21 protein-coding genes are annotated in these 20,447 nt (G+C 69.2%); 20 read left to right on the top strand and 1 reads right to left on the bottom strand.

Going from position 1 to position 20,447, the window contains the following annotated elements; genetic code table 11:
* Window positions 1-58 precede the first annotated feature (58 nt).
* The 20 genes from ACSGC5_RS03910 (at window position 59) to ACSGC5_RS03815 (ending at window position 18,282) form a co-directional block, all read left to right on the top strand.
* Entirely contained in the window at window positions 59-523 is a 465-nt protein-coding gene (locus tag ACSGC5_RS03910; protein ID WP_125131942.1) for a hypothetical protein, read from the top strand.
* Window positions 520-1,539, top strand: a complete 1,020-nt coding sequence (locus ACSGC5_RS03905; protein WP_434969299.1) for a DUF6545 domain-containing protein — start codon at window positions 520-522, stop codon at window positions 1,537-1,539. Before ACSGC5_RS03910 ends, ACSGC5_RS03905 begins: the two co-directional genes overlap by 4 nt.
* Window positions 1,539-2,675 carry an alpha/beta hydrolase gene (locus ACSGC5_RS03900; protein ID WP_434969413.1) on the top strand — a complete coding sequence of 379 codons (1,137 nt, stop codon included), beginning with the start codon at window positions 1,539-1,541 and terminating at the stop codon, window positions 2,673-2,675. The genes ACSGC5_RS03905 and ACSGC5_RS03900 overlap by 1 nt, the downstream gene beginning before the upstream one ends.
* 68 nt (window positions 2,676-2,743) lie before the next feature.
* Entirely contained in the window at window positions 2,744-3,190 is a 447-nt protein-coding gene (locus ACSGC5_RS03895; RefSeq protein ID WP_434969298.1) for a hypothetical protein, read from the top strand.
* 87 nt (window positions 3,191-3,277) lie between these two features.
* On the top strand, window positions 3,278-3,946 hold the full coding sequence (locus ACSGC5_RS03890) for a DsbA family protein (protein WP_434969297.1): 669 nt from the start codon (window positions 3,278-3,280) through the stop codon (window positions 3,944-3,946).
* 11 nt (window positions 3,947-3,957) lie between these two features.
* On the top strand, window positions 3,958-4,965 hold the full coding sequence (locus ACSGC5_RS03885) for a flavin-containing monooxygenase (RefSeq protein ID WP_434969296.1): 1,008 nt from the start codon (window positions 3,958-3,960) through the stop codon (window positions 4,963-4,965).
* Between the two features lie 13 nt (window positions 4,966-4,978).
* A complete protein-coding gene (locus ACSGC5_RS03880; protein WP_434969295.1) occupies window positions 4,979-5,701 on the top strand; it encodes a copper resistance CopC family protein in 723 nt (240 codons plus the stop codon).
* A 45-nt stretch (window positions 5,702-5,746) separates the two neighbouring features.
* Window positions 5,747-6,022, top strand: coding sequence for a zf-TFIIB domain-containing protein (locus tag ACSGC5_RS03875; RefSeq protein ID WP_434969294.1), 276 nt, complete (start codon window positions 5,747-5,749; stop codon window positions 6,020-6,022).
* The gene (locus ACSGC5_RS03870) at window positions 6,003-6,569 is read left to right on the top strand and encodes a signal peptidase II (RefSeq protein WP_434969293.1); all 567 of its coding nucleotides are present in this window, start codon (window positions 6,003-6,005) and stop codon (window positions 6,567-6,569) included. Before ACSGC5_RS03875 ends, ACSGC5_RS03870 begins: the two co-directional genes overlap by 20 nt.
* The gene (locus ACSGC5_RS03865) at window positions 6,569-6,901 is read left to right on the top strand and encodes a DUF6804 family protein (protein WP_434969292.1); all 333 of its coding nucleotides are present in this window, start codon (window positions 6,569-6,571) and stop codon (window positions 6,899-6,901) included. Before ACSGC5_RS03870 ends, ACSGC5_RS03865 begins: the two co-directional genes overlap by 1 nt.
* Complete coding sequence (locus ACSGC5_RS03860; RefSeq protein WP_434969291.1) at window positions 6,898-7,494, top strand: TlpA family protein disulfide reductase; 597 nt, start codon at window positions 6,898-6,900, stop codon at window positions 7,492-7,494. The genes ACSGC5_RS03865 and ACSGC5_RS03860 overlap by 4 nt, the downstream gene beginning before the upstream one ends.
* The gene (locus tag ACSGC5_RS03855) at window positions 7,491-8,264 is read left to right on the top strand and encodes a cytochrome c biogenesis CcdA family protein (protein WP_434969290.1); all 774 of its coding nucleotides are present in this window, start codon (window positions 7,491-7,493) and stop codon (window positions 8,262-8,264) included. Before ACSGC5_RS03860 ends, ACSGC5_RS03855 begins: the two co-directional genes overlap by 4 nt.
* Window positions 8,245-9,927 (top strand): cytochrome c biogenesis protein ResB, encoded by a 1,683-nt coding sequence (resB, locus tag ACSGC5_RS03850; RefSeq protein ID WP_434969289.1) that lies wholly within the window; start codon window positions 8,245-8,247, stop codon window positions 9,925-9,927. Before ACSGC5_RS03855 ends, resB begins: the two co-directional genes overlap by 20 nt.
* Complete coding sequence (locus ACSGC5_RS03845) at window positions 9,924-10,862, top strand: cytochrome c oxidase assembly protein (RefSeq protein WP_434969288.1); 939 nt, start codon at window positions 9,924-9,926, stop codon at window positions 10,860-10,862. The genes resB and ACSGC5_RS03845 overlap by 4 nt, the downstream gene beginning before the upstream one ends.
* 3 nt (window positions 10,863-10,865) lie before the next feature.
* Complete coding sequence (lnt, locus tag ACSGC5_RS03840; RefSeq protein ID WP_434969287.1) at window positions 10,866-12,524, top strand: apolipoprotein N-acyltransferase; 1,659 nt, start codon at window positions 10,866-10,868, stop codon at window positions 12,522-12,524.
* Window positions 12,525-12,618: 94 nt separating this feature from the next.
* On the top strand, window positions 12,619-13,869 hold the full coding sequence (locus ACSGC5_RS03835; protein ID WP_434969286.1) for a peptidoglycan DD-metalloendopeptidase family protein: 1,251 nt from the start codon (window positions 12,619-12,621) through the stop codon (window positions 13,867-13,869).
* 21 nt (window positions 13,870-13,890) lie between these two features.
* On the top strand, window positions 13,891-14,760 hold the full coding sequence (locus ACSGC5_RS03830; protein WP_434969285.1) for a M23 family metallopeptidase: 870 nt from the start codon (window positions 13,891-13,893) through the stop codon (window positions 14,758-14,760).
* 37 nt (window positions 14,761-14,797) lie between these two features.
* The gene (gene ccsB / locus ACSGC5_RS03825) at window positions 14,798-15,817 is read left to right on the top strand and encodes a c-type cytochrome biogenesis protein CcsB (protein ID WP_434969284.1); all 1,020 of its coding nucleotides are present in this window, start codon (window positions 14,798-14,800) and stop codon (window positions 15,815-15,817) included.
* Between the two features lie 46 nt (window positions 15,818-15,863).
* Window positions 15,864-17,852, top strand: coding sequence for a cytochrome c oxidase assembly protein (locus ACSGC5_RS03820; RefSeq protein ID WP_434969412.1), 1,989 nt, complete (start codon window positions 15,864-15,866; stop codon window positions 17,850-17,852).
* Between the two features lie 34 nt (window positions 17,853-17,886).
* Window positions 17,887-18,282, top strand: coding sequence for a DUF4307 domain-containing protein (locus ACSGC5_RS03815; protein WP_434969283.1), 396 nt, complete (start codon window positions 17,887-17,889; stop codon window positions 18,280-18,282).
* A 70-nt stretch (window positions 18,283-18,352) separates the two neighbouring features.
* Here ACSGC5_RS03815 and ACSGC5_RS03810 read toward each other — a convergent pair whose 3' ends face one another.
* The gene (locus ACSGC5_RS03810; protein WP_434969282.1) at window positions 18,353-20,386 is read right to left on the bottom strand and encodes a heavy metal translocating P-type ATPase; all 2,034 of its coding nucleotides are present in this window, start codon (window positions 20,384-20,386) and stop codon (window positions 18,353-18,355) included.
* Window positions 20,387-20,447: the final 61 nt, after the last annotated feature.

Here is a 20,447-nt window from a genome sequence, read left to right as displayed (position 1 = left end):
CGGGTGTCGCGCACCACGGAGCCGAGACCAGTAGCTGCTCGGCCGAGAGGGGGTAAACGTGAACACCGAAGAGACCGTAACGGCCGCCGTCTCCGATCTGCGGCTCGGCAGCAGATTCACGCTTGCGCACCTTCTCCAGGCCATACAGGAACGGCGCCATCGTAGGCTGCGCGTCGTCGAACTCGCCGACCTCGACACCCGCGACGGCATCTGTGCGCTCTGGCTGGTCACCGACACCGAGGACTTCGTGCTCCACGCACGCAGCGACTCTGCACTGCACCGCCAGCAGTTCGTCCTTCACGAGCTAGCCCACATGATCCTCGGTCACACGGAGGGCGACGATTGCACAGCCGGGGACGTCTTGCTGCCCAACATCCCTCCTCACACGCGCGGACGCCTGCTCAAGCGACAGGACATTGACAGTGAGACGGAGATCGCCGCCGAGTCGCTCGCAGATCGGCTGGCCGCGGGCATCCGAGGATCGGTGTTCGCCGAGTCCCGCTATTCGGAGATTTTCGGGTGATCCAGGCGCTCGTGGCGACGCTCATGTGGGCGCTCGTGGCGAGCCTGCTCATCTTCCGCCGCAAACGGGCGGATCGAAGCATCACCTACGCCTCCTTCACGATTGCCGTCGCGATGACCCTGAACGTCGACGCCATCTACCTCGCCACCGATCCGCTTCTTGGCGGCATGAACGTCACGACCCTCGTTTCGGATGGGCTGCTGATGACCGGGATCTTCTTTCTCGGTCGAGGCGTCATGAAGGCCGACGAGTACCGCCCCAGGCTCGTGCGGGTCGCCGTGGGCATCCCGGTACTCCTCACCTCGCTTCTTGCGATCACCACGACGTTCGTGTTCATCGACCGAGGCACAACCACGACTCGGTTCATGATCGACCTCGGCGCGCAACCCGCAGCAGCGGCCTACTCGATCATCAACTTCAGCTACTTCTTCCTCGTAATCACGACGATGATGATCCTCGCCGCGCGGCAATATCTGCGCAGCTCCGGCATCCAGCGTCTCCCCGCGGCTCTGCTGAGCCTGGGATCGGCGTTCGGCGGCGCACTGTGCCTGGCCGTGCTCATCATGGATGTCGCACACGTCACAGGACATCTCGATCTCATGCGCGCCGTCCAACACGCCTACGAACCGCTCTCTCTACTCGCGTTCCTCTTCCTGTGCGCGGGCTTCGCCGCGCAGCCGGCCGTCCGCCGCGCACAGCACGACATGCGCCGGAAGCGCACCGTCGGCCTCGCGACACAGTTGGAGCCTCTCTGGAAGCGGGCGTCCCTCGTGCGGCCTGGGCTGAGCCAAGCAGACCCGCTCGCTGCGAGCGCGGATGACCTGGAGAGCCGTCTACACCGAGAGATCGTTGAGATCCGCGACGCGATGATCGACCCGCGCGTCACCTTCGACATCAGCGCAGCCGAGCGCGCCCTGCTGAATCGCGCCGAGAGTCACCTCCTCGGACTCGACACGAGAGCGACACGGACCACCGCTTCGCCAGGAGGCCGGGTCGACCAGGGCGGCAGTTCGTGATGCGCCGGGTCGCGCTAGGTGCCGGGCTCGTCGCAGCAGGTGCATTGGGTGTCGGATGGGCGATCGCGCGGCGGTTGACAGCCCCCAGCACGCGGCGATACGACCTGACCGTCCGCGAGGTTGAGCGCGACGGCGACCGCCCTCTCATCGTGCTCGACCGAACTTGCCTGACCGCAGCCGAAGGCGCGTACAACATCTGGTTCGAGAACGGAGGCTGGGCGCAACTCTCTGAAGACGTGCTCGACCGTGGACCGACTCAGATCGCGCGACGGGTGACGAGCACGGCATCGGGGCTCACTCTCAGGGCTGGCGATCATGTCTCCTGGAGCGGCATCTACTACGCGACCCCGAACGACGCCAGCCTTCACGCGCACGACGTCACCATCGACACCCCTGCGGGGGCTGCCCCCGCCTGGCGCATCGACGGCGACGGTGCCAAGTCGACGTGGGCGATCCACCTACATGGCCTCGGCAGCGTCCGAGCCGGAACACTTCGCGGCGTGCTCGCCGCCACCGAGCGCGGCTACACCTCGCTCGTTATCAGCTACCGAGCCGACGGTGAAGGTCCGGGAGTCGGCAACGGTCGCTCAACACTCGGCTACACCGAGGCCGAGGACGCCGCAGCCGCTATCGAGTACGCGATGCGGCACGGAGCCCGGCAGATCGTGCTGTTCGGGTGGTCGATGGGTGCGGCCATCGCGCTCCAGCTCGCTCACCACCCGTTATATCGACGCAGCATCGCAGGTCTCGTGCTCGACTCACCCGTGCTCGACTGGACCGAAGTCATCAAAGCGAACTGCACACGCAGCGGACTCCCCGCAGCCGCGGGCAGCCTCGCGATCCCGTGGCTGACGCTCCGCCCGCTGACCCGCATGGTCGGCCTGCCCGAGCGCATCCCGCTCCGATCCTTCGATTGGACGGTTCGTGCCGAGGAACTCACCGCGCCCACGCTCATCCTTCACGGCACCCACGACGACTCCGTACCGATACGGCTCTCACGAGCACTCCGAGATGCTCGGCCTGGCCTTGTCTCACTGGAGGTCTTCGAAGCAGGACACACGCTGTCGTGGAACTCCGACCCCGACCGATGGCAGAGCGCGGTGATCACTTGGCTTACCGCGCACGTCCCGTATTGAACGCACTCAGGCCTTCCTCCGGGGGCGAGTTGAGCTGCTGAACGTGGCTTCACGGTATAATGCGGGGGATGGTCTCTTTGGCCCGGACTCCGCGTTCCGTGGTGCTGAATGAGCGTCTGTTGATAATGCGGCTCATTACCAGCATCGGTTTGGCGTTGTTGCTGATGCTCGGGATCTCCGTCGCTGGTCACGTCGAGGGCGAAGGTTCCGCCCCGGTTCCGCTGGTGGTCAGCGCCCTGATCGACCCGCACGTCGATTCTGTCGCGTCCGACTCTGAGCCCCAGACAGTCGCCGAGGGAGCGTTCCAATCGGATACTTTGGCGAGCGTCGCGCTGTGTGTGCTGGGTGTGCTGTGTGGCCTAGTCTTCTTCGTACTCACCCGACTGCTGCGGCAACGTCGTCCTCCGTCGACACCTGAGCGGCAGCCGCGCCATTCGTTGTTGCTTCCTGCACCGTTCGCGCGTCCGCGGGTGAGTGTTTTGTCTCTTCCGCAGTTGGGTCTTTCCCGAACCTGATATCCGGCACGCCGCCTGTTGGGCGGTGTTCACCCTGGGCTGTGCCCGGGTTCTGTCCTGTGCCGTGTGAAGTGTTTGGAGTACCCGATGAAAACCCCTGTGAAGGCGACGTTGATCGCCGTCGCGGTCGCCGTTGTGCTGGTGCTGGCCGCAGTCGTCTATGCCCTGGTCAACCGGAGTCCAGTCCCACCGCCCGAGGGGGGAGCCAGTCCGGGGGCCGCGTCGGTTGTGCGGGAGAACTCGCACGTTCTCGACGACGGCGGCCCGGAGGCGGTGACGGTGGTGGAGTTCCTCGACTTCGAGTGCGAGGCGTGTGGCGCGTTCTACCCGATCGTTGAAGACCTGCGGGAGCAGTTCGCGGGGGAGATCACGTATGTGGTCCGGTACTTCCCGCTACCGGGGCACTTCAACTCGAAGAACGCGGCGATCGCCGCGGAGGCCGCTGCAGGGCAGGACCGGTTCGAGGACATGTATCACCGGCTGTTCGAGACGCAGGCGGAGTGGGGCGAGGCGCAGGAGTCCCGTGCTGATCTGTTCCGCGGCTTCGCGGAGGAGCTCGGGCTGGATATGGCTGCCTATGACGCCGCGGTCGCGGACCCGGCCACGGCGGAGCGGGTGGAGCTGGACTTCAACGAGGGCCGAGCACTCGGCGTGGGCAGCACGCCGACGTTCTTCGTGGACGGCGAGCTGCAGGAGCTGCAGGAGTGGGATGACCTTGAGACCGCGATCCAGGCCGCGGTGAACGGTGAATCCTGATGCGGGCGGGGTTGTCGCACCGACGGGCGATCATCGTCGGCGCCGGGCAAGCCGGTCTCGCCGTGGCAGCCGCGCTGAGCGCGGAAGGGTTGCGGCCGCAACAGGAGTTCGTGGTGATCGACGCCGCTCCGAAAGGTCAGCGTCCGTGGGCGTCCCGGTGGCATTCGATGACGCTACTCAGCGATGCCCGGCACAGCAGCCTCCCGGTGCGCCGCCTCCCCGGTGACCAGCGCCGGCATCCCCGGGTCGACGAGATGGTCGACTACCTCACCTTCGTCGAGGCAGGGCTGCGTGTCGAGACGGTCTGGGGCATCCGCGCGATAGGAGTGGAGCACCGCGGCAACGGCTCCACACTGCTGTTGTCGACGACGGCGGGGGAGGTGCAGACCCGCAACGTGGTGTGCGCGACCGGCGCCGCCGCCCATCCGCGGATCCCGGAGTGGGCACCCGCGCTGACCGTGCCCGGTGTCGTGCTACACAGCAGCGACTACCTGTACCCCCGGCAGATCCCCACCGGGGATGTACTGATCGTCGGCGGCGGCAACAGCGGCGTGCAGCTGGCCCGAGAGCTGTCCGCCTCGCACACGGTAACGCTCGCGACCCGAACACCTCGCCGGCATCGCCCCGCAGCCGGCTACGCGACGGGTGCGGGGGAGGGTGCGTCATGGTTGTCCCGGAAGCGGCGCCCCGAACCGTTGTTCGGCGACAGCTACGAGCAGCTGCGCCGCGCCGGGGTCACCCTCCGCCCCGCGGCCACCGCCGCGGACGGAACGACGGTGAGCTTCGCCGATGGCAGCCAGGCCCAACCGGCCTCGGTGATTCTCGCGACCGGCTACCTGCCCGGCGACGATTGGCTCCCCGACGAGGCACGGGAGGACCGGGCGCGGCGCACGATGACCGGGGTACCGGGATTGTTCGTCGCGGGGATGCCGCAGTACGGCGGCCGCGGCTCCGACACCATCGCCGGCGTGTGGCGCGACGCCACCGCGATCGCTCACCACATCATCAACCGCCCCTGAAAGAGCACCATCCATGAACATCACACACCCCCACCCGACACGCAGAACCGCGTCAACCCTTCTCGGCGGACTGACGGTGCTGCTGCTGGCCGGCGGATTACTGCTGGCTAGCACCGCACCCGCCGCCGCGCACGACAACCTGATCTCATCAACCCCCGAGGCCGGCTCCACGGTCGACGTGTCCCCGGCGGAGATCTCCCTCACGTTCAGCGGAGAGCTGCTCACCGCGACCAGCGCCGTGGTGATCGAGGTGACCTCCCCGGACGGGCAGAACGTCGCCGAAGGGGAGCCAGCCGTGGACGGGACCACCGTGACGCAGACGCTGGCGGCGAGCCAGAGCGCGGGCGTGTTCACCGTGCTCTGGCGAGTGGTTTCCAGTGACGGGCACCCGATCAGCGACCAGTACACGTACACGGTCGAAGCCGTCACGACACCCACCAGCAGCCCCACCCCCGGAGAGACGTCGGAGCAGACCCCCGAACCGTCTCCGACCGCCACCGCCACCGCCACCGAGGCCGCGGGCTCGGACGTGCACAGCGGCCCCTCCGGGGGTGGGGCGTTCCTGCCGATCCTGGCCGTGGTCAGCGGCGTTGTCATCGTCGGCGGCGCGCTGGTGGTCGTCCTGATGGTGGCGCGGGAACGTCGCCGCCGTGACCGAGTCGCAGCCGCTGCGGCCTCCGGCAGGGAGACGCCGGAGGCGTCCGGACAGGCGCAGAACCGTGCCACCGATACGTGAACTCCACCCGGTCGGCCCGAGCCGTCACACCCGAAGGAGACCATCATGAAGTGCCCCGTCGACGCCACGGACCTGCTCATCTCCGAGCGATCCGGCGTGGAGATCGACTACTGCCCGCGGTGTCGCGGCGTCTGGCTGGACCGTGGCGAGCTCGACAAGATCATCGACCGCGCCTCCGGTGATCCGCGCACCAGCGGATACGACACCCGCGACTACACCCACAGTCGGGACCGGGACGATCACCGTCGGGACAGGGATCAGCATGGCCGCTCGGGCCGCCGCAAGCGGGAGGGATTCCTCGGTGAGCTCTTCGACTTCTGACACGGCACTTCCGACGAAACCCGCCCGGGCACGCCTGTTCGCGATCGCCTGTGTGGTCGCGGGAGGGGTGGTGCTGATCGACCAGGCCAGCAAGGCGGCGGCACTGTCCGGGCTGAGCGAGACAGAACGTATCCCGCTGCTGGGCGAGGTGTTCGGCCTGCAGCTGGCCTTCAACCCCGGTGCAATCCTCGGCCTCGGGTCCGGCTTCACATGGCTGCTCACTCTGCTCGGCGTGGCCGCGATCGTGGTGCTGTTCATCGCCGCGCTGCGAGCCCGCTCCGTGTGGTGGTCGGCCGGCATTGGGTTCATCTTGGGCGGCGCCCTGGGGAACGTGATCGACCGGCTGTTCGCCCCGCCGGGCTTCGGCCGCGGATACGTGACCGACTTCCTCGCCTACGGAAACTGGTTCATCGGCAACCTCGCCGACGTCGCCCTCGGAATCGGCGTGTTGATCCTGGCGATCGTGCTCTGGATCCGCCGCCGGGCCGCGACCGGCGGCGCCGCTAGCGCGCAGCTGAGCTCGAACTCATCGGTAGGCGGGCTGTGATGGCGAACAAGCGTGCCCCGTCGACGTACCAGCGCAACGCGCTCGCCCCGAGCCTCCTCGCCGCGGCCGTGCTGTTCCTTGCGCCAGTGCTGCAGGGCGGGGACTGGTACCTGGTGCCGCTGTTCGTCGCGTCGATTCTGGCCGTCATCGTCGGCTGGTTCGGAATCCAGGCGCGGCAGTGGTGGTGGGCGCCGGTGTTCGCGGTGATCGCGGTGCTGTGGAACCCGGTGTTCCCGTTCCCGTTTGCGGGGTCGGGTTGGATGGCTGCGCAGCCGGTCGCCGCGATCGTGTTCCTGGTCGCCGGGGCGATGATCAAGGTCAGACGCGCATGAGACGCTCCACCCCGTTCATCGCCGCGCTGGCCCTCGTCGCCGTCGCCCTCACCGGCTGCACCAGTAGCGACAGCCTGGCTCAGCAGTACCGCGACGGGAACGAGAAGGGCTACATTGCCGGTGACTTCCAGGTCGTGGAGATCCCGGCCGCCGACCGAGGCGACCCGGTGGTGTTCGAGGGCGTCACCGAGACCGGCGAGACGGTGTCCAGCGACGACTACCGGGGCGGGGTGCTGGTGGTGAACTTCTGGTACGCCGCCTGCGGACCATGCATCGTCGAGGCACCCCTGCTCGAACAGGTGTGGCAGGAGTACCAGGACCAGGGCGTCGCGTTCCTGGGCGTGAACACCTACGACCAGCCCGCCACCGCCCTGTCGTTCGCTCAGGACAACAACGTCACCTACCCGAGCGTGATCGACGTCAACGACGGGCAAGTCAAGCTCGCCTTCGCGCAGGTCACCCCCATCCAGGCCACCCCCACCACCCTCGTCCTGGACCGCGACGGGAGGGTCGCCGCCCGGGTCATCGGACAGCTGGCCAGCGCATCCATCCTGTCCACCCTCGTCGACGACACCCTGGTCGAGTCCTCGTGAACCCGGGCGCGGTGGTCGTGGACGGTGCCCTGTGGGTGGCGCTCCCGCTCGCCGTGCTCGCCGGGCTGGTCTCCTTCGTCTCCCCGTGCGTGCTGCCGCTGGTGCCCGGATACCTCGGCTACCTCGGCGGCGCCACCGACGCCCACAGCTCCACGTCGACGTCGACGGCCGGAGCGAGCACCGCCGCGGGGGAACGGAGGCGGCTGCTGGTGGGGGTGGCGTTGTTCATCGCCGGGTTCACGGTCGTGTTCGTCACCGTCACGATCCTCGGCGGCACGTTCGGGATCCTGCTGCTGCAATACGCGAACACCCTCACCCGCATCTTCGGGGTCGTGATCATCCTGCTCGGGCTGGTATTCATCGGGTTCTTCGGCATCGCCCAGCGCACCCTCCGCCCCCGCATCCAGGGCCGCGCCGGCCTGATCGGCGCGCCCCTGCTCGGGTTCGCGCTCGGCGTCGGCTGGACCCCCTGCATCGGCCCCACGCTCGCGGCGATCCTGTCGATGTCGTGGAACCTCGGCGACCCCGCCCGCGCCGGGCTGCTCGGCCTGGCGTACTCGCTCGGCCTCGGCATCCCGTTCCTGCTGCTCGCCCTCGGCTGGGGGTGGGCATCCCGCTCGGTCGGGTTCCTCCGCCGCCACATCCGCGCCCTGAACATCATCGGCGGCAGCCTGCTCGTCCTCCTCGGACTCCTCATGGTGACCGGGCTATGGACGGCGCTGATGTCCGCCCTGCAACAGGTGGTGATCAATGTCCCCCTCCCGCTCTGACACCACCACCGAGAACTCGCTCGACCCGCTGCGGCCGGGCGACCACGCCGACTCTGACGCCCCCGAGATCACCCAGCCCGCGCTCAGTGTGACCGGGTGGCTGCGGTGGGCGTGGCGGCAGCTGACCAGCATGCGCACCGCCCTGGTGCTGCTGCTCCTCCTCGCGATCGCCGCCGTCCCCGGCTCCCTATTCCCGCAGCGCAGCGCCGACCCCAACGGCGTCATCCAGTGGGAACGCAACAACCCAGACGTCTTCCCCCTCGCGGACGCGGTCGGCCTGTTCGACGTGTACCTGTCGCCGTGGTTCTCCGCGATCTACCTGCTGCTGTTCACCTCCCTCATCGGCTGCGTCATCCCTCGCGCCCGCCACCACTACAAAGCGCTCCGCTCCCAGCCTCCACGGACCCCCGCCCGCCTGTCCCGGCTCTCGGAATTCCAGGAAGCGAACCTTCCCGCCGACGGATCTCCCGATCCTGTTGAACACGCGATCGGGGTGGCCGAGCGGCAGCTGCGCCGCGCCGGCTACCGGGTACAGCGGTACGACGGCCGCGGGTGGGTGTCGGTGTCGGCCGAGCGCGGCTACCTGCGCGAGACCGGCAACCTGCTCTTCCACGTCGCCCTGGTCGGCGTGCTCGTCTCCGTCGCGATCGGCGGGTCGTTCGCATACACCGGGCAGCGGGTCGTGGTGGAGGGCACCACGTTCGTCAACGCGCTCAGCGACTACTCCTCGTTCAACCCCGGCCGGTTCATCGACGGCACCGGCCTTGCTCCCTACTCGCTCACGCTCGACGACTTCCAGGTCTCCTACCGGCTGCCCGGCACCCCCGGCGCAGGGCAGGCCGGTGACTTCGCCGCCGACGTCACCATCCGCCAGCCCGGACAAGACGACCAGGCGCAGAGCGTGGTGGTGAACTATCCGATCACCGTCCAAGGCGACCGCATCTATCTGCTCGGCAACGGGTACGCACCCACCCTCACCGTCCGCGACGCGGCGGGGGAGGTGGTGTTCAGCGAGTCGCAGCCGTTCCTGCCGCAGGACTCCAACATGACCTCGCTAGGGATCGTCAAGATCCCGGACGGGCTGCCCGAGCAGCTCGGCCTGGTCGGGTTTTTCTACCCCACCCAGGGTGTGTTGCCATCCGGGGCGTTCACGTCGGTCTACCCCGACGTGGTCAACCCAGTCATCACCTTCAACGTGTTCAGCGGGGATCTCGGCATCGACGACGGCACACCCCGGTCGGTGTACACGCTCGATGTCAACGGGCTCACCCAGCACACCGGCGGCGACACCGGCCTCGACTCCCTGGAACTGACCCTCGGCGACACGGTGGACCTGCCCAACGGGTGGGGAACGGTCACGTGGGAGATCGCAGGCGACACCGATCCGGTGAAGCGGTTCGCGTCGCTGCAGATCCAGCGCGACCCCAGCAGCGGCTGGGTGCTCGCGTTCTCGATCCTCGCCACCCTCGGGCTGTTCGCCGGCCTCTTCGTCCCGCGCCGCCGGTTCTGGGTCAAAGCCCGGCCCAGCACGGAGGGTGTGCAGGTCGAGTACGCCGGACTTGCCCGCGGTGAGGATCCCGCCCTCGCCCGAGCCGTCGCCGACTTCGCCGCGCAGCACGCGACCGCCTACACGGCCGAGACTGCGGAGGGGGAGCGGCGGTGAACGAGTGGATCCCTGACACCCCGCCGACCTTGCTCGGGTTCCTCACCCCCGTGCCGCTGCCGTTCCCGGTCCTGCCCACCCTGGCCGCGCTCCTGGCCGCCGGGTATCTGACCGGCGCGATCCGGCTGTGGACGCGGGGGCGCCGCTGGCCGGTATGGCGCACCGTCAGCTTCCTGTTGGGCTGCCTCCTCCTGGCGGCGGTCACCGGGCTCGGCGTCGAAGCGTACGGGTATGCGCTGCTGTCGGTGTTCATGTTCCAGCAACTTTCCCTGATGATGGCGATCCCGCCGCTGCTCGTACTCGGTTCCCCCGGCACCCTGCTGCTGCGCGCCACCCCCCACCACGGCGTCGGGCGGCTCGTCCTCCGCGCCGCCCACGCCGGCCTGCGAAGCCGGGCCGCGCGGTGGGCGTTGAGTCCCTGGGTCGCGCTGCCGCTGTACCTGTTCGCGTTCTACGGGCTCTACCTCGCCGACCTCGCCGACCTCATCCTCGCCGCCCCCGGAGGGCACATCACCCTCGAGGTCGCGTTCCTGGTGGCGGGGATCCTGTTCACCATCCCGGTGCTTTCCGCCGACCCGCTGCCGGTCCGCCTCAGCCACGGCGGCCGCGCCCTGGACGTGTTCGCCGAAGCCGCGCTACACGCGTTCTTCGGCGTGTTCCTGATGATGGCCACCACCCTGCTGGTCGACCACTTCGCCGCACCCACGCTGGCTCTCGGAATCGACCCGATCGAGAATCAGTGGCTCGCCGGAGGCCTGGCCTGGTCCTACGGTGAGGCGCCCACCCTGCTGATGCTGATGTTCGTCATGCACAGGTGGTTCCGCCACGACACTGCCCGCGACGCCGCCGACGCCCGGTACGCCGACACCCACGGCGACCCCGAACTGGACGCCTACAACGCCTACCTCGACACCCTCCGCCAGAAGGACACCTGACGGATGCACACCACCACACCCCTTCTCGCCGCAGGGCCTGCCGCCCGTGGGAGGACGGACGCCCGTGACCTGAGTCCCGTGCTGCCGCTGTGGGCAGCGGTGCCGGTCGCCGCGGCCGGCGGAGTCGCGCTGGATCTCGCGTCGCCGCCGCTGGGGTGGTGGCCGCTCGCCCTCGTCAGCGTCACCCTCGCCCTCGCCACCCTGATCGGCCGCAGCATCGGCGGGGCGCTGCTGGCCGGCACGGTGTTCGGGGGAGCGTTCTACTTCACCCACCTGGTCTGGGTGGGGGAGTTCCTCGGCCCGGTACCGTGGATCGCGCTGGCAGGCCTGGAAACGGTGCTGTTCGGCCTCGGAGCCCTCCCGATCACCCTCGCCTACCGGTGGACCGCACGGTTCCGCCCCCAAGGGCCGGGGCAGCTGGTCGGAGTGCCGCTGCTGGTCGCCGGGCTCTGGGCGACCCGCGAGGTCGCGATGGGGGCATGGCCGTACTCGGGATTCCCGTGGGCGCGGCTGGGCATGACCCAAGTCGACGGCCCCCTGCCCCAGCTCGCGTCCTGGACCGGCGTCACCGGGCTGTCCTTCCTCCTCGCGGCCGTCTGCGCCGCGCTCCTGCAGTGGCTCCGCTCCGGCGGCATCCGCTTCTCGCGCGGTCTCCTCCCCGCCGCGACCGGTCTGCTGCTGCTGGTCGCGGTCCCGCAGTTCCCCACCACGGGCGCCGGCACGTTCACCGTCGGGTGGGTGCAGGGCAACGGCCCCGCCGGCTACTTCGACGCCCGGAACCCCGGCGACATGCTCGCCGCGCAGACCGCCGCCACCGAGCCGCTGCTCCGGCAGCCGATGGACCTGCTGGTATGGCCCGAGGGCTCGGTCGACTCCGACCCCCTCGCCACCCCAGCCACCGCCGCAACCCTGGACCGGGTAGTCCGTGACGCTGGCGCACCGCTGCTCCTGAACGCCGCCACGACACGCGGCGCGGATGTGTTCAACACCTCGCTGCTGTGGACCGGAGACCGCGCGCAGCCGCAGTGGCACGACAAGGTCAACCCGGTCCCGTTCGGCGAGTACGTGCCCGACCGGTGGTTGTACGAGCTCCTCGCCCCCGACCTGGTCAGCCTCATCCAACGCGAATACACCCCCGGTACCAACCCGCCCTTAGTGACTGTCGGTGACGTCGGGGTCGGGTTGGCGATCTGCTTCGACGTGATCTACGACACCGTCATCTGGGACGGCGCCCGCGCCGGCGCTCAGCTGTACGTGTTCCAGACCAACAACGCCGACTTCCGCGGCACCGACGAGAACATGCAGCAACTCGCGTTCGCACGGATGCGGGCGATCGAGACCGGACGCACCGTGGTCAACGTCTCCACCGTCGGCACCAGCCAGGTCATCGCACCAGACGGCACCACGATCGACACCGTCGACGTCAACACCGCCGCCGGCCGAGTCACCACCGTGCCGCTGCGCACCGGGCTCACCCCGGCAGTGATGGTCGGCCCGTGGGTCACGGGGATTCTCCCTCTCGCGGCCGTCATGGTTCTGGTCGCGCTCGGCGTCCTCCACCGCCGCCGGATGCGAGGGGCTGCCGGCGAGGGGGATCGTCGCGTCAGGAGCAGCTCCGGTGGTCGGGTCGGACGAGTGAGGGGAGATCGAGATGCGACATAGGCAGCAGGTTCAACCAGGCGCCTCCCGTCTGAGCATGGGGGAGGAGTGCGGTTGCGCTCCGTCACCGGTCGAGCGCCGCGCCCTGTGGCCGGGAATGACCCGTCGCGGGGCGCTCGGGCTGGGGGTTCTCGGCATCGTCGCCGCGGGCATCCTCACAGATCCGTACCTGCCCGTTGCGGTTGCGGCGGCGTACCCGTCGTGGGACGACGTGCAGGCGGCGAAAGCGAACGAAGCGGCCAAGGCCGCGGAGATCGCCCGGATCCAAGAGCTGATCCAGAGCCTCACAGGTGAGGTCGAACGCACCCGCGCTCTCGCCGAGCAGGCCGCCGACGCGCTCTACACCGCCCAACAGGACTACTTCGCCGCCGCATCCCGTGCGGATTCCCTGCAATCTCAAGCCGACGAGGAAGCGGCCGCCGCGGCCGCCGCGTCGGATCGGGCGGGACGGGTGGCTGCGCAACTGTACCGCAACGGCGGCGACACCGCAGCGGTGGAGCTGTTCCTGTCGGGCTCCGCGGCGACCGCTGACGACCTGCTCGCCCGCCTGGGTCTCATGGACAAGCTCCTCGAACGCAACCAGACCGTCTACGCCACGGCGCTCACCGCACGCAATGCAGCCCAGGGCCTGAGCGATCAGGCGATGGTCGCTCGCGATGAGCGCGACCGGCTGCAGCAGATCGCCGAGCAAAAAAGGCTCGAGTCGCAGCAGGCCGCCGACGCCGCGCAGACCGCGCTGGATGAGCAGACCCTCCGACTGGGCGAGCTGCAGGCGCAGCTCGCCGCCCTGCAGGACACCACCACGAAAACCGTGGCCGACTACCAGGCCGGTGTCGAGGCCGCCCGCATCGCCGAGGAGAACCGCCGCGCCGCCGAACGAGCCGAATCGCAACGTCAGGCCGCGGCATCCGGAGGGGGCGGTGTGGTCAGCTCCGGGTGGGCGCGCCCCACTTCCGGGCCGCGCACCTCCGGGTTCGGTCCCCGCAGCTCGCAATGCGGCAACGGGTACTGCTCGACCAGCTACCACTACGGCGTCGACCTGAGCGGTGGCTGCGGCGCGGGGATCTACGCGGCCGCGGCGGGCACCGTCGTCTACGCCGGATACAACGGCGGCTACGGCAACTACATCAAGATCGACCACGGCGGCGGGATCGGCACCGGATACGCCCACATCCGCCCCGGCGGGTTCTTCGTCGGCTACGGCCAACGGGTGAACGCCGGCGACCTGATCGGCAGCGAGGGCAACACCGGAAACGCGTTCGGCTGCAACCTGCACTTCGAGGCCTACGTGGGCGGCTCCCCAGTCAACCCGATCGACTTCCTCGCCGCCCGCGGCATCTCCATCTGACCCGACACGAAGGAGGACATCATGACGGAACAGCTCCCCGCACCCGACGCCGACCAGCCCCAGACGCCCCCCACACGCCGCAGCCTCCGCAAGGCCACCGCCTCGCACCGCACGGCCACCACCCGCACCCAGCAACTCTCTGCCTCCAGCGTGCCGCCGCGCGACTCGAGGATGCTGCGCCCGGTGCGGAGCTTGGCGGTCCTCACGATGGTCAGCGGCCTGATCGCGACCGTCGCCCTACCTGCCTACGGCGCTTGGCAGACGACGGCCCCCGAGCCGCTGACCCTGCAGCAGGTTGCCTCCGACGATGCCCAGTCCCTCGTCGTCGCCTCCGACGCGACCAGGACACAGCTGGCCCGGGAGAGCTACTCGGCCACCACTCAGGAGGAGATCGACCGGAAGAAGGCGGCGGAGGCCGCCGCCGCCCGCGCACGCGCCTCAGCTAGCGTCGCGTCCGTCCCGTTCGACTACAGCATGGTGCCGTCGGGCAGTGGACTGGTGCGCTGGCCGGTGGGCGGCCCCTTCACCGTGACGGACCGGTTCGGTGCGCGAGGCGGCGCACACATGGGCACCGACATGGTCGCCGCCGGCGGCACCCCCGTCTACGCCTCCCTCGACGGCGTGGTGAGGATCTCGCAGGACAGCTACGGCGGCTACGGCGTCACCGTCGTCGTGGAATCCGTCCTGAACGGCCAGCGGGTGAGCACGGTCTACCCGCACATGCAGACCGGAAGCCGACAGGTCGCTGCCGGTGACACCGTCACCGCCGGGCAGCTGGTCGGCCTCGTCGGCAGCACCGGACGCTCCACCGCCAACCACCTGCACTTCGAGGTCTACATCGACGGCACCGCCGTGGACTCGCTGGTCTGGTTGCAGACCAACGCAGGCTGAACCCGCCACCCCCACTGATGAAGAGGACACCCCCGCCATGACCGGAACTGACCCGCTCTCCCTCGACGGCATCTCGCTGCTGCTGGTGTGGACGGCGATCGCCACCTACCTGCTCGCGTTCATCGCCTACACCATCGACCTCGCCCAACGCTCCGTCCCCGCCAGCGTGCCCCGCCGTGAGCCCGCACTGGTCGGCGCAGCGGCAGCCGCGGACTCCGGGGGAGGGGAACCTCCCCCCGCCCCGCCCGGGGACATGCGGGTGCCGCCGGCGCAGCGTTCACGACTCGTGTGGGCGCGGATCGGGACGGCGCTGACAGTTCTCGCGTTCCTGTTCCACTTGGGCGGCACTATCCTGCGGGGGATCTCCGCAGAGCGGGTGCCTTGGGCGAACATGTACGAGTTCGCCCTGACCGGCACGGTCCTGATCGTCGCCGTCTACCTTGCCGTCCTGCGCCGCTATGACCTCCGCTTCCTCGGCGCGTTCCTGATCGGCATGGTGGTGCTGCTGCTGGGCGGCGCGACGATCACGTTCTACGTCGAGGTCGTCCCGCTGATGGACCCGCTCAAGAGCGTCTGGCTGGTCATCCACGTCTTCGTTGCCTCGCTGGCCACCGCCCTGTTCGCGATCGCCTGCGGCCTCGCCGTCACCCAGCTCCTGCAGGCCCGCCGCGAACGCCGCACCACGGCCATAACCGGGGATGACGTGCGGCGCAGCGGTCCCCGTTTCCTGGCCACCTTGCCGCCCGCGGACGCGCTCGAGTCGCTCGCGTACCGGTTTGTGATCGTCGGGTTCGTGTTCTGGACCTTCACGCTGATCGCGGGCGCGATCTGGGCCAACGACTCCTGGGGAAGGTACTGGGGGTTCGACACGAAGGAGGTGTGGACCTTCGTGATCTGGGTGCTCTACGCCGGCTACATCCACGCCCGCGCGACCCGGGGATGGCGCGGCACCCGTTCCGCCTGGCTGTGCATCATCGGGTTCATCACGGTCCTGTTCAATTTCACCATTGTCAACATGTTCTTCAAAGGACTCCACGCCTACTCCGGCCTCAGCTGACGTGACCCCGGCCACCACCCGCCACCCCTCCGCGCAGGGTGCAACCGTGCTGCGGCTCACTCCGCGCGCCCTCCGCGCTGCAGGCCCCGCGATCCTTGTCGGGACCGCGCTCGTCGCGCTGCTCGCAGGGCTGGCGTTCGGCGGGGGAGCAGCCGGGCTGCAGCTTGGAGATGCCGGCCCCTTCGTGCGGTGGGGTCTCCCGATCGCGAAGCTGATCGTGAACCTTTCCGCCGCAGGCATGGTGGGCGTGCTCGTGACGGCCCTGTTCACCCTGCGGGCGGGTGAGCGGGAGTTCGACGTCGTCCTGGACACCGCCTCGATCGCCGCCGCCGTGTTCACCGTGGCCGCCGGCGTCACGGGGTTTCTCACCTTCGTCAACGTGTTCAACCCCACGCTGGACGCAGGGCCGGTGTTCGGCGCGCAGATCGGCCGGTTCCTCGTGGAGACCGAGGTGGGCCGCACCTGGCTGATCACGACGGTCGCGGGCGCGGCGCTCACTGTCCTCACCTTCGCGGTGCGGTCCTGGCCGGCCACACTCGTGGTGACGGCCCTCGCGGTCGCTGCCCTGGTGCCGATGGGCACTCAGGGGCACTCCGGCGACGACGCGTTCCACCACGAGGCGATGATGGCGCTCATCCTGCACATCATCGGCGCCGCGGTCTGGGTCGGCGGGCTCCTGCTGCTCGTCGTGGTCCGCCCGCTGCTTTCGCGGGGCCGCCTCGCCGACGTCGTCGCCCGCTACTCGAGCATCGCGCTGGCCACGTTCGTGCTCGTAGCGGTGTCGGGCACGGTGCGCGCCGCGATCGGGCTGCAGGACTGGACCGCGTTGCTTTCCCCGTACGGGATGATCCTCGCCGTGAAGGTGGTCGCGCTGGTCGCGCTCGGCTTCTTCGGCGTCTGGTATCGCGCCCGCCTGATCGGCACGATGCGCACTTCCGACCGTGTCGGCCGGTCCTTCTGGACCCTCGTCGTGTTTGAGTTGGCGGTCATAGGTCTGGCCAGCGGCGCCGCCGCCGCGCTGGCCCGCACGCCTCCGCCGAACCCGACCCCGCTTCCGGTGACCCCGTCGCCGGCGGAACGGCTCACCGGGGCGCCGCTGCCGGCGGAGCTCACCATCGACCGGTGGCTCACCGCCTGGAACATCGACCTGCTCTGGGCGGTCGTGGCCGGGTTCGCGGTGTTCTTCTACCTCGCCGGGGTGTGGCGTCTGCAACGTCGCGGCGATGCGTGGCCGGTGCACCGGACGATCATGTGGGTCGTCGGGATGGTCCTGCTGGTGTGGGTCACCGGCGGCGTCGTCAACGTCTATCAGGACTACCTGTTCAGCATGCACATGGTCGGGCACATGCTGCTCACGATGGCGATCCCCGTCCTGCTGGTCGCCGGCGCTCCAGTCACGCTCGCCGCGAGGACGATCCGCAAGCGTGAGGACGGCACCCGCGGCGGCCGCGAGTGGATCCTGTGGGCCGTGCACTCCCCGGTTGCCCGTATCCTCACCAACCCGTTCGTCGCCGCCGGGCTGTTCATCGGGTCGCTGTGGATCTTCTGCTACACCGACTTGTTCCGCTGGTCGCTGTACGACCACCTCGGACACCAGTGGATGGTGGCGCATTTTCTCATCACCGGCTACCTGTTCGTGCTCTCCCTGATCGGCGTCGACCCGGTGCCGTACCGGCTGCCCTACGCGGGCCGGCTGCTGCTGCTGATCGGCATCATGGCGATGCACGCCTTCTTCGGGATCGCCATCATGATGCAGTCGGGGCTCTTGGTCGCCGAGTGGTTCGGCTCGATGGGTCGCACCTGGGGTGCGACACCGCTGGAGGACCAGTACACCGGCGGCGGAATCGCGTGGTCGATCGGCGAGATCCCCACGCTGATCCTCGCGATCACGGTCGCCATCCAGTGGAGCCGCAGCGATGACCGCGAGACCAGGCGCCGCGACCGGCACGCCGACCGCACCGCCGAGGCAGAGCTGCAGGAGTACAACGCGCGCCTGCTCGAGCTCGCCGAGCGCGACGCCCGCCACCGCGGCTGACCCCGGCCGTGAACTCGCGGGAGAAGAGACCCAGATGACGACGGAGCAGGAGCTCGCAGAACGCTACGGCCGCGGCGCGCGACCCCTGCGGGGTCGCGCGTTCTGGGTCAGCGTCGTTGTCTTGGCCGTGGCGTCCGTCGTGGCGCTGTCGTGGTTGACCGTTTCCAACTCGCTCGACGACGTCGGATACGACGAGACCGGCTTCGAGCTCGTCGACGAACGCAGCGTGACGGTGTCCTTCCAAGCCACCCCACCCTCCGGCTCCGGTTTCGCGTGCGCGCTGCAAGCGCTCGACGAGGACTTCGGCGTCGTGGGGTGGCGAGTCATCGAATACGCGGCCGCCGAGACGATCACGCGCACGTTCGTCGAGACCATCCCCACCGTCGCGCAGGCCACGACCGGCACCGTGCACTCCTGCTGGGCGATGTAGCCAGGGCACCGGCGAGTCGCTCACCGATGCCCTTCGCGTCCTAAGACTGGCGCAGGAGCTGCTCCGTCGCTCAGGCTGTGGGCTTGTCTTCGTGGTCGATGCCGTGGTGCTCCTTGCCGCGCTCGAAGTTCAGCAGGCGGAGAGCGTTGGCGACGACGATGAGGGTGGAACCTTCGTGGATGAGGACGACGGCGCCGATGTTGAGCCCGATGAAGGTCGCGATGACGAGGAGCGCGACGATGGCGAGGCTGGCGATGAGGTTCTGCCGGATGATGCGGCTGGTGGCGCGGCTGAGCCTGACCGCGAACGGAACACGGCCCAGGTCGTCGCTCATCAGCGCGATGTCACAGGTCTCCAGGGCGACGGTGGAGCCGGCGGCGCCCATCGCGATGCCGATGTCGGCACGCGCCATCGCAGGAGCGTCGTTGACACCGTCGCCGACCATCGCGATCGGCCGGTGCGTTCCGGCGAGCCGAGTGATTTGAGCGACCTTGTCCTCGGGCAGCAGCTCTCCGACCGCAGTGTCGACGCCGACCTCGCGACCGACCGCATCGGCGACACGCTGGTTGTCCCCGGAGATCATCACCAGCTGCCCCACGTTCGCGCCGCGCAGAGCCTGCAGCACCTGGGCGGACTCCGCACGGGAGGCGTCCATCACCCCGACGAGGCCGAGGAACCGACCCGCGCGGCGGACGATCATCAGCGTCTGCCCCGAGTCCCTCGCTCGCTCGTAGGCGTCCTCGAGCTCGACCGGCAGGGTCAGCTGCTGGTCGGTGAACATCCGCAGGTTGCCGACCTCGACCGGCTCCCCGCCGATCGTGGCGCGCACGCCTCGGCCGACGACCGCGTTCAGATCGGTCGCCTCCAGCCTCGCGCTGTCGGGCACCTGGTCCCCGAGGTCGCGGACGATCGCGGACGCGAGCGGGTGATCGCTGAGCGACTCCACGGCCACCAGGGTGGGGACCAGTGCCGCGCCGGCCTCGCCGGCGGCAGGAGTGGCCGAGGTGACGCGGGGCAGACCCCAGGTGAGGGTGCCGGTCTTGTCGAACGCCATCGCTTTCACCCTGCCGAGCGTCTCCAACGGGGCACCGCCCTTGACCAGCACACCGGCACGGGCCGCGCGGGCGACCCCGGCGAGGACCGCGGCGGGGGTTGCGATCGCAAGGGCGCAGGGGGAGGCGGCGACCAGCACCGTCATGGCGAGGTAGAACGTATCCGGGAACGCCTGACCGAACGCGAACATCGACACCAGCAGCGTGGCGGCGACGCCGAGGATCACGGCGGGCACGTACCAGCGCTGGAACCGGTCGATGAACTGCTGAGTGGGGGAGGCCGCCTGGTCGGCGGTGCGGACCAGCTCGACGACCTTGCTCAGCGTCGAGTCCGCGGCGGTGGCGGTCACTTCGACCTCCAGCACCCCGGACCCGTTCACCGTGCCAGCGAACACCCGGTTCGCCGCAGGGAGCGTGTCGACGGTGCGCATCGCCCGCTCCGGGTCGGAGACGGCCTCCTTCTCGACCGGGATCGACTCGCCGGTCACCGCGGACTGGTCCACGGCAGATACCCCGGAGATCACAAACCCGTCCGAGGGGATACGCGAGTTCGGACGGATCACCACGATGTCGCCCACCGCGATCTGCTCCACCGGCACCTCGACCGGCTCGCCGTCACCGCGTCGCACCAACGCGGTGCGGGGCGCGAGCTCAGCGAGGGCCTCGATGGACTTGCTGGCCCGGCTGAGCGCGTACTCCTCGAGCGCGTGCCCGAGGCTGAACAGAAACAGCAGCACCGCGCCCTCGGCCCAGCGTCCGATCAGGGCGGCACCAACGGCTGCGACCAGCATGAGGAAGTCGACCTCGAACCGTCCGCGCAACGTGGAAGCGATCGCGGCGCGCACGGTGAAGAAGCCGCCGAAGAAGTACGTGGCGAGGAAGAACGCCAGCGGCCAGCCGAGCATCGGCAGCCCCAGCGCGAACTCCGCGATCATCCCGGCCCCGTAGGTGACGCCGGACGCGATTGCGAACCACAGCTCCCACCGTGCGGAGCCGTGCGCGTGCTCCTGCGTATCCGCGGTGGAAGGGGCGGTGGTCGGAGAAGCGTTCATGTCAACGACAATACATCACAACATTGTGATATGTTGTAGTTGTGAATGATTATCGCGATCG

The organism is Microbacterium sp. bgisy207, assembly GCF_965345035.1.
Lineage (GTDB): Bacteria > Actinomycetota > Actinomycetes > Actinomycetales > Microbacteriaceae > Microbacterium.
Note: the sequence above shows the minus strand (reverse complement) of the source record. Positions and strands in the feature narration are given on the sequence as shown.

Bases quoted from the DNA above. Each gene is read 5' to 3' on its own strand.
- ACSGC5_RS03900 (WP_434969413.1), top strand. From the start codon at position 1,539: ATGCGCCGGGTCGCGCTAGGTGCCGGGCTCGTCGCAGCAGGTGCATTG.
- ACSGC5_RS03895 (WP_434969298.1), top strand. From the start codon at position 2,744: ATGGTCTCTTTGGCCCGGACTCCGCGTTCCGTGGTGCTGAATGAGCGT.
- ACSGC5_RS03890 (WP_434969297.1), top strand. From the start codon at position 3,278: ATGAAAACCCCTGTGAAGGCGACGTTGATCGCCGTCGCGGTCGCCGTT.
- ACSGC5_RS03880 (WP_434969295.1), top strand. From the start codon at position 4,979: ATGAACATCACACACCCCCACCCGACACGCAGAACCGCGTCAACCCTT.
- ACSGC5_RS03875 (WP_434969294.1), top strand. From the start codon at position 5,747: ATGAAGTGCCCCGTCGACGCCACGGACCTGCTCATCTCCGAGCGATCC.
- ACSGC5_RS03865 (WP_434969292.1), top strand. From the start codon at position 6,569: ATGGCGAACAAGCGTGCCCCGTCGACGTACCAGCGCAACGCGCTCGCC.
- ACSGC5_RS03860 (WP_434969291.1), top strand. From the start codon at position 6,898: ATGAGACGCTCCACCCCGTTCATCGCCGCGCTGGCCCTCGTCGCCGTC.
- resB (WP_434969289.1), top strand. From the start codon at position 8,245: ATGTCCCCCTCCCGCTCTGACACCACCACCGAGAACTCGCTCGACCCG.
- lnt (WP_434969287.1), top strand. From the start codon at position 10,866: ATGCACACCACCACACCCCTTCTCGCCGCAGGGCCTGCCGCCCGTGGG.
- ACSGC5_RS03835 (WP_434969286.1), top strand. From the start codon at position 12,619: ATGACCCGTCGCGGGGCGCTCGGGCTGGGGGTTCTCGGCATCGTCGCC.
- ACSGC5_RS03830 (WP_434969285.1), top strand. From the start codon at position 13,891: ATGACGGAACAGCTCCCCGCACCCGACGCCGACCAGCCCCAGACGCCC.
- ccsB (WP_434969284.1), top strand. From the start codon at position 14,798: ATGACCGGAACTGACCCGCTCTCCCTCGACGGCATCTCGCTGCTGCTG.
- ACSGC5_RS03815 (WP_434969283.1), top strand. From the start codon at position 17,887: ATGACGACGGAGCAGGAGCTCGCAGAACGCTACGGCCGCGGCGCGCGA.
- ACSGC5_RS03810 (WP_434969282.1), bottom strand. From the start codon at position 20,386: ATGAACGCTTCTCCGACCACCGCCCCTTCCACCGCGGATACGCAGGAG.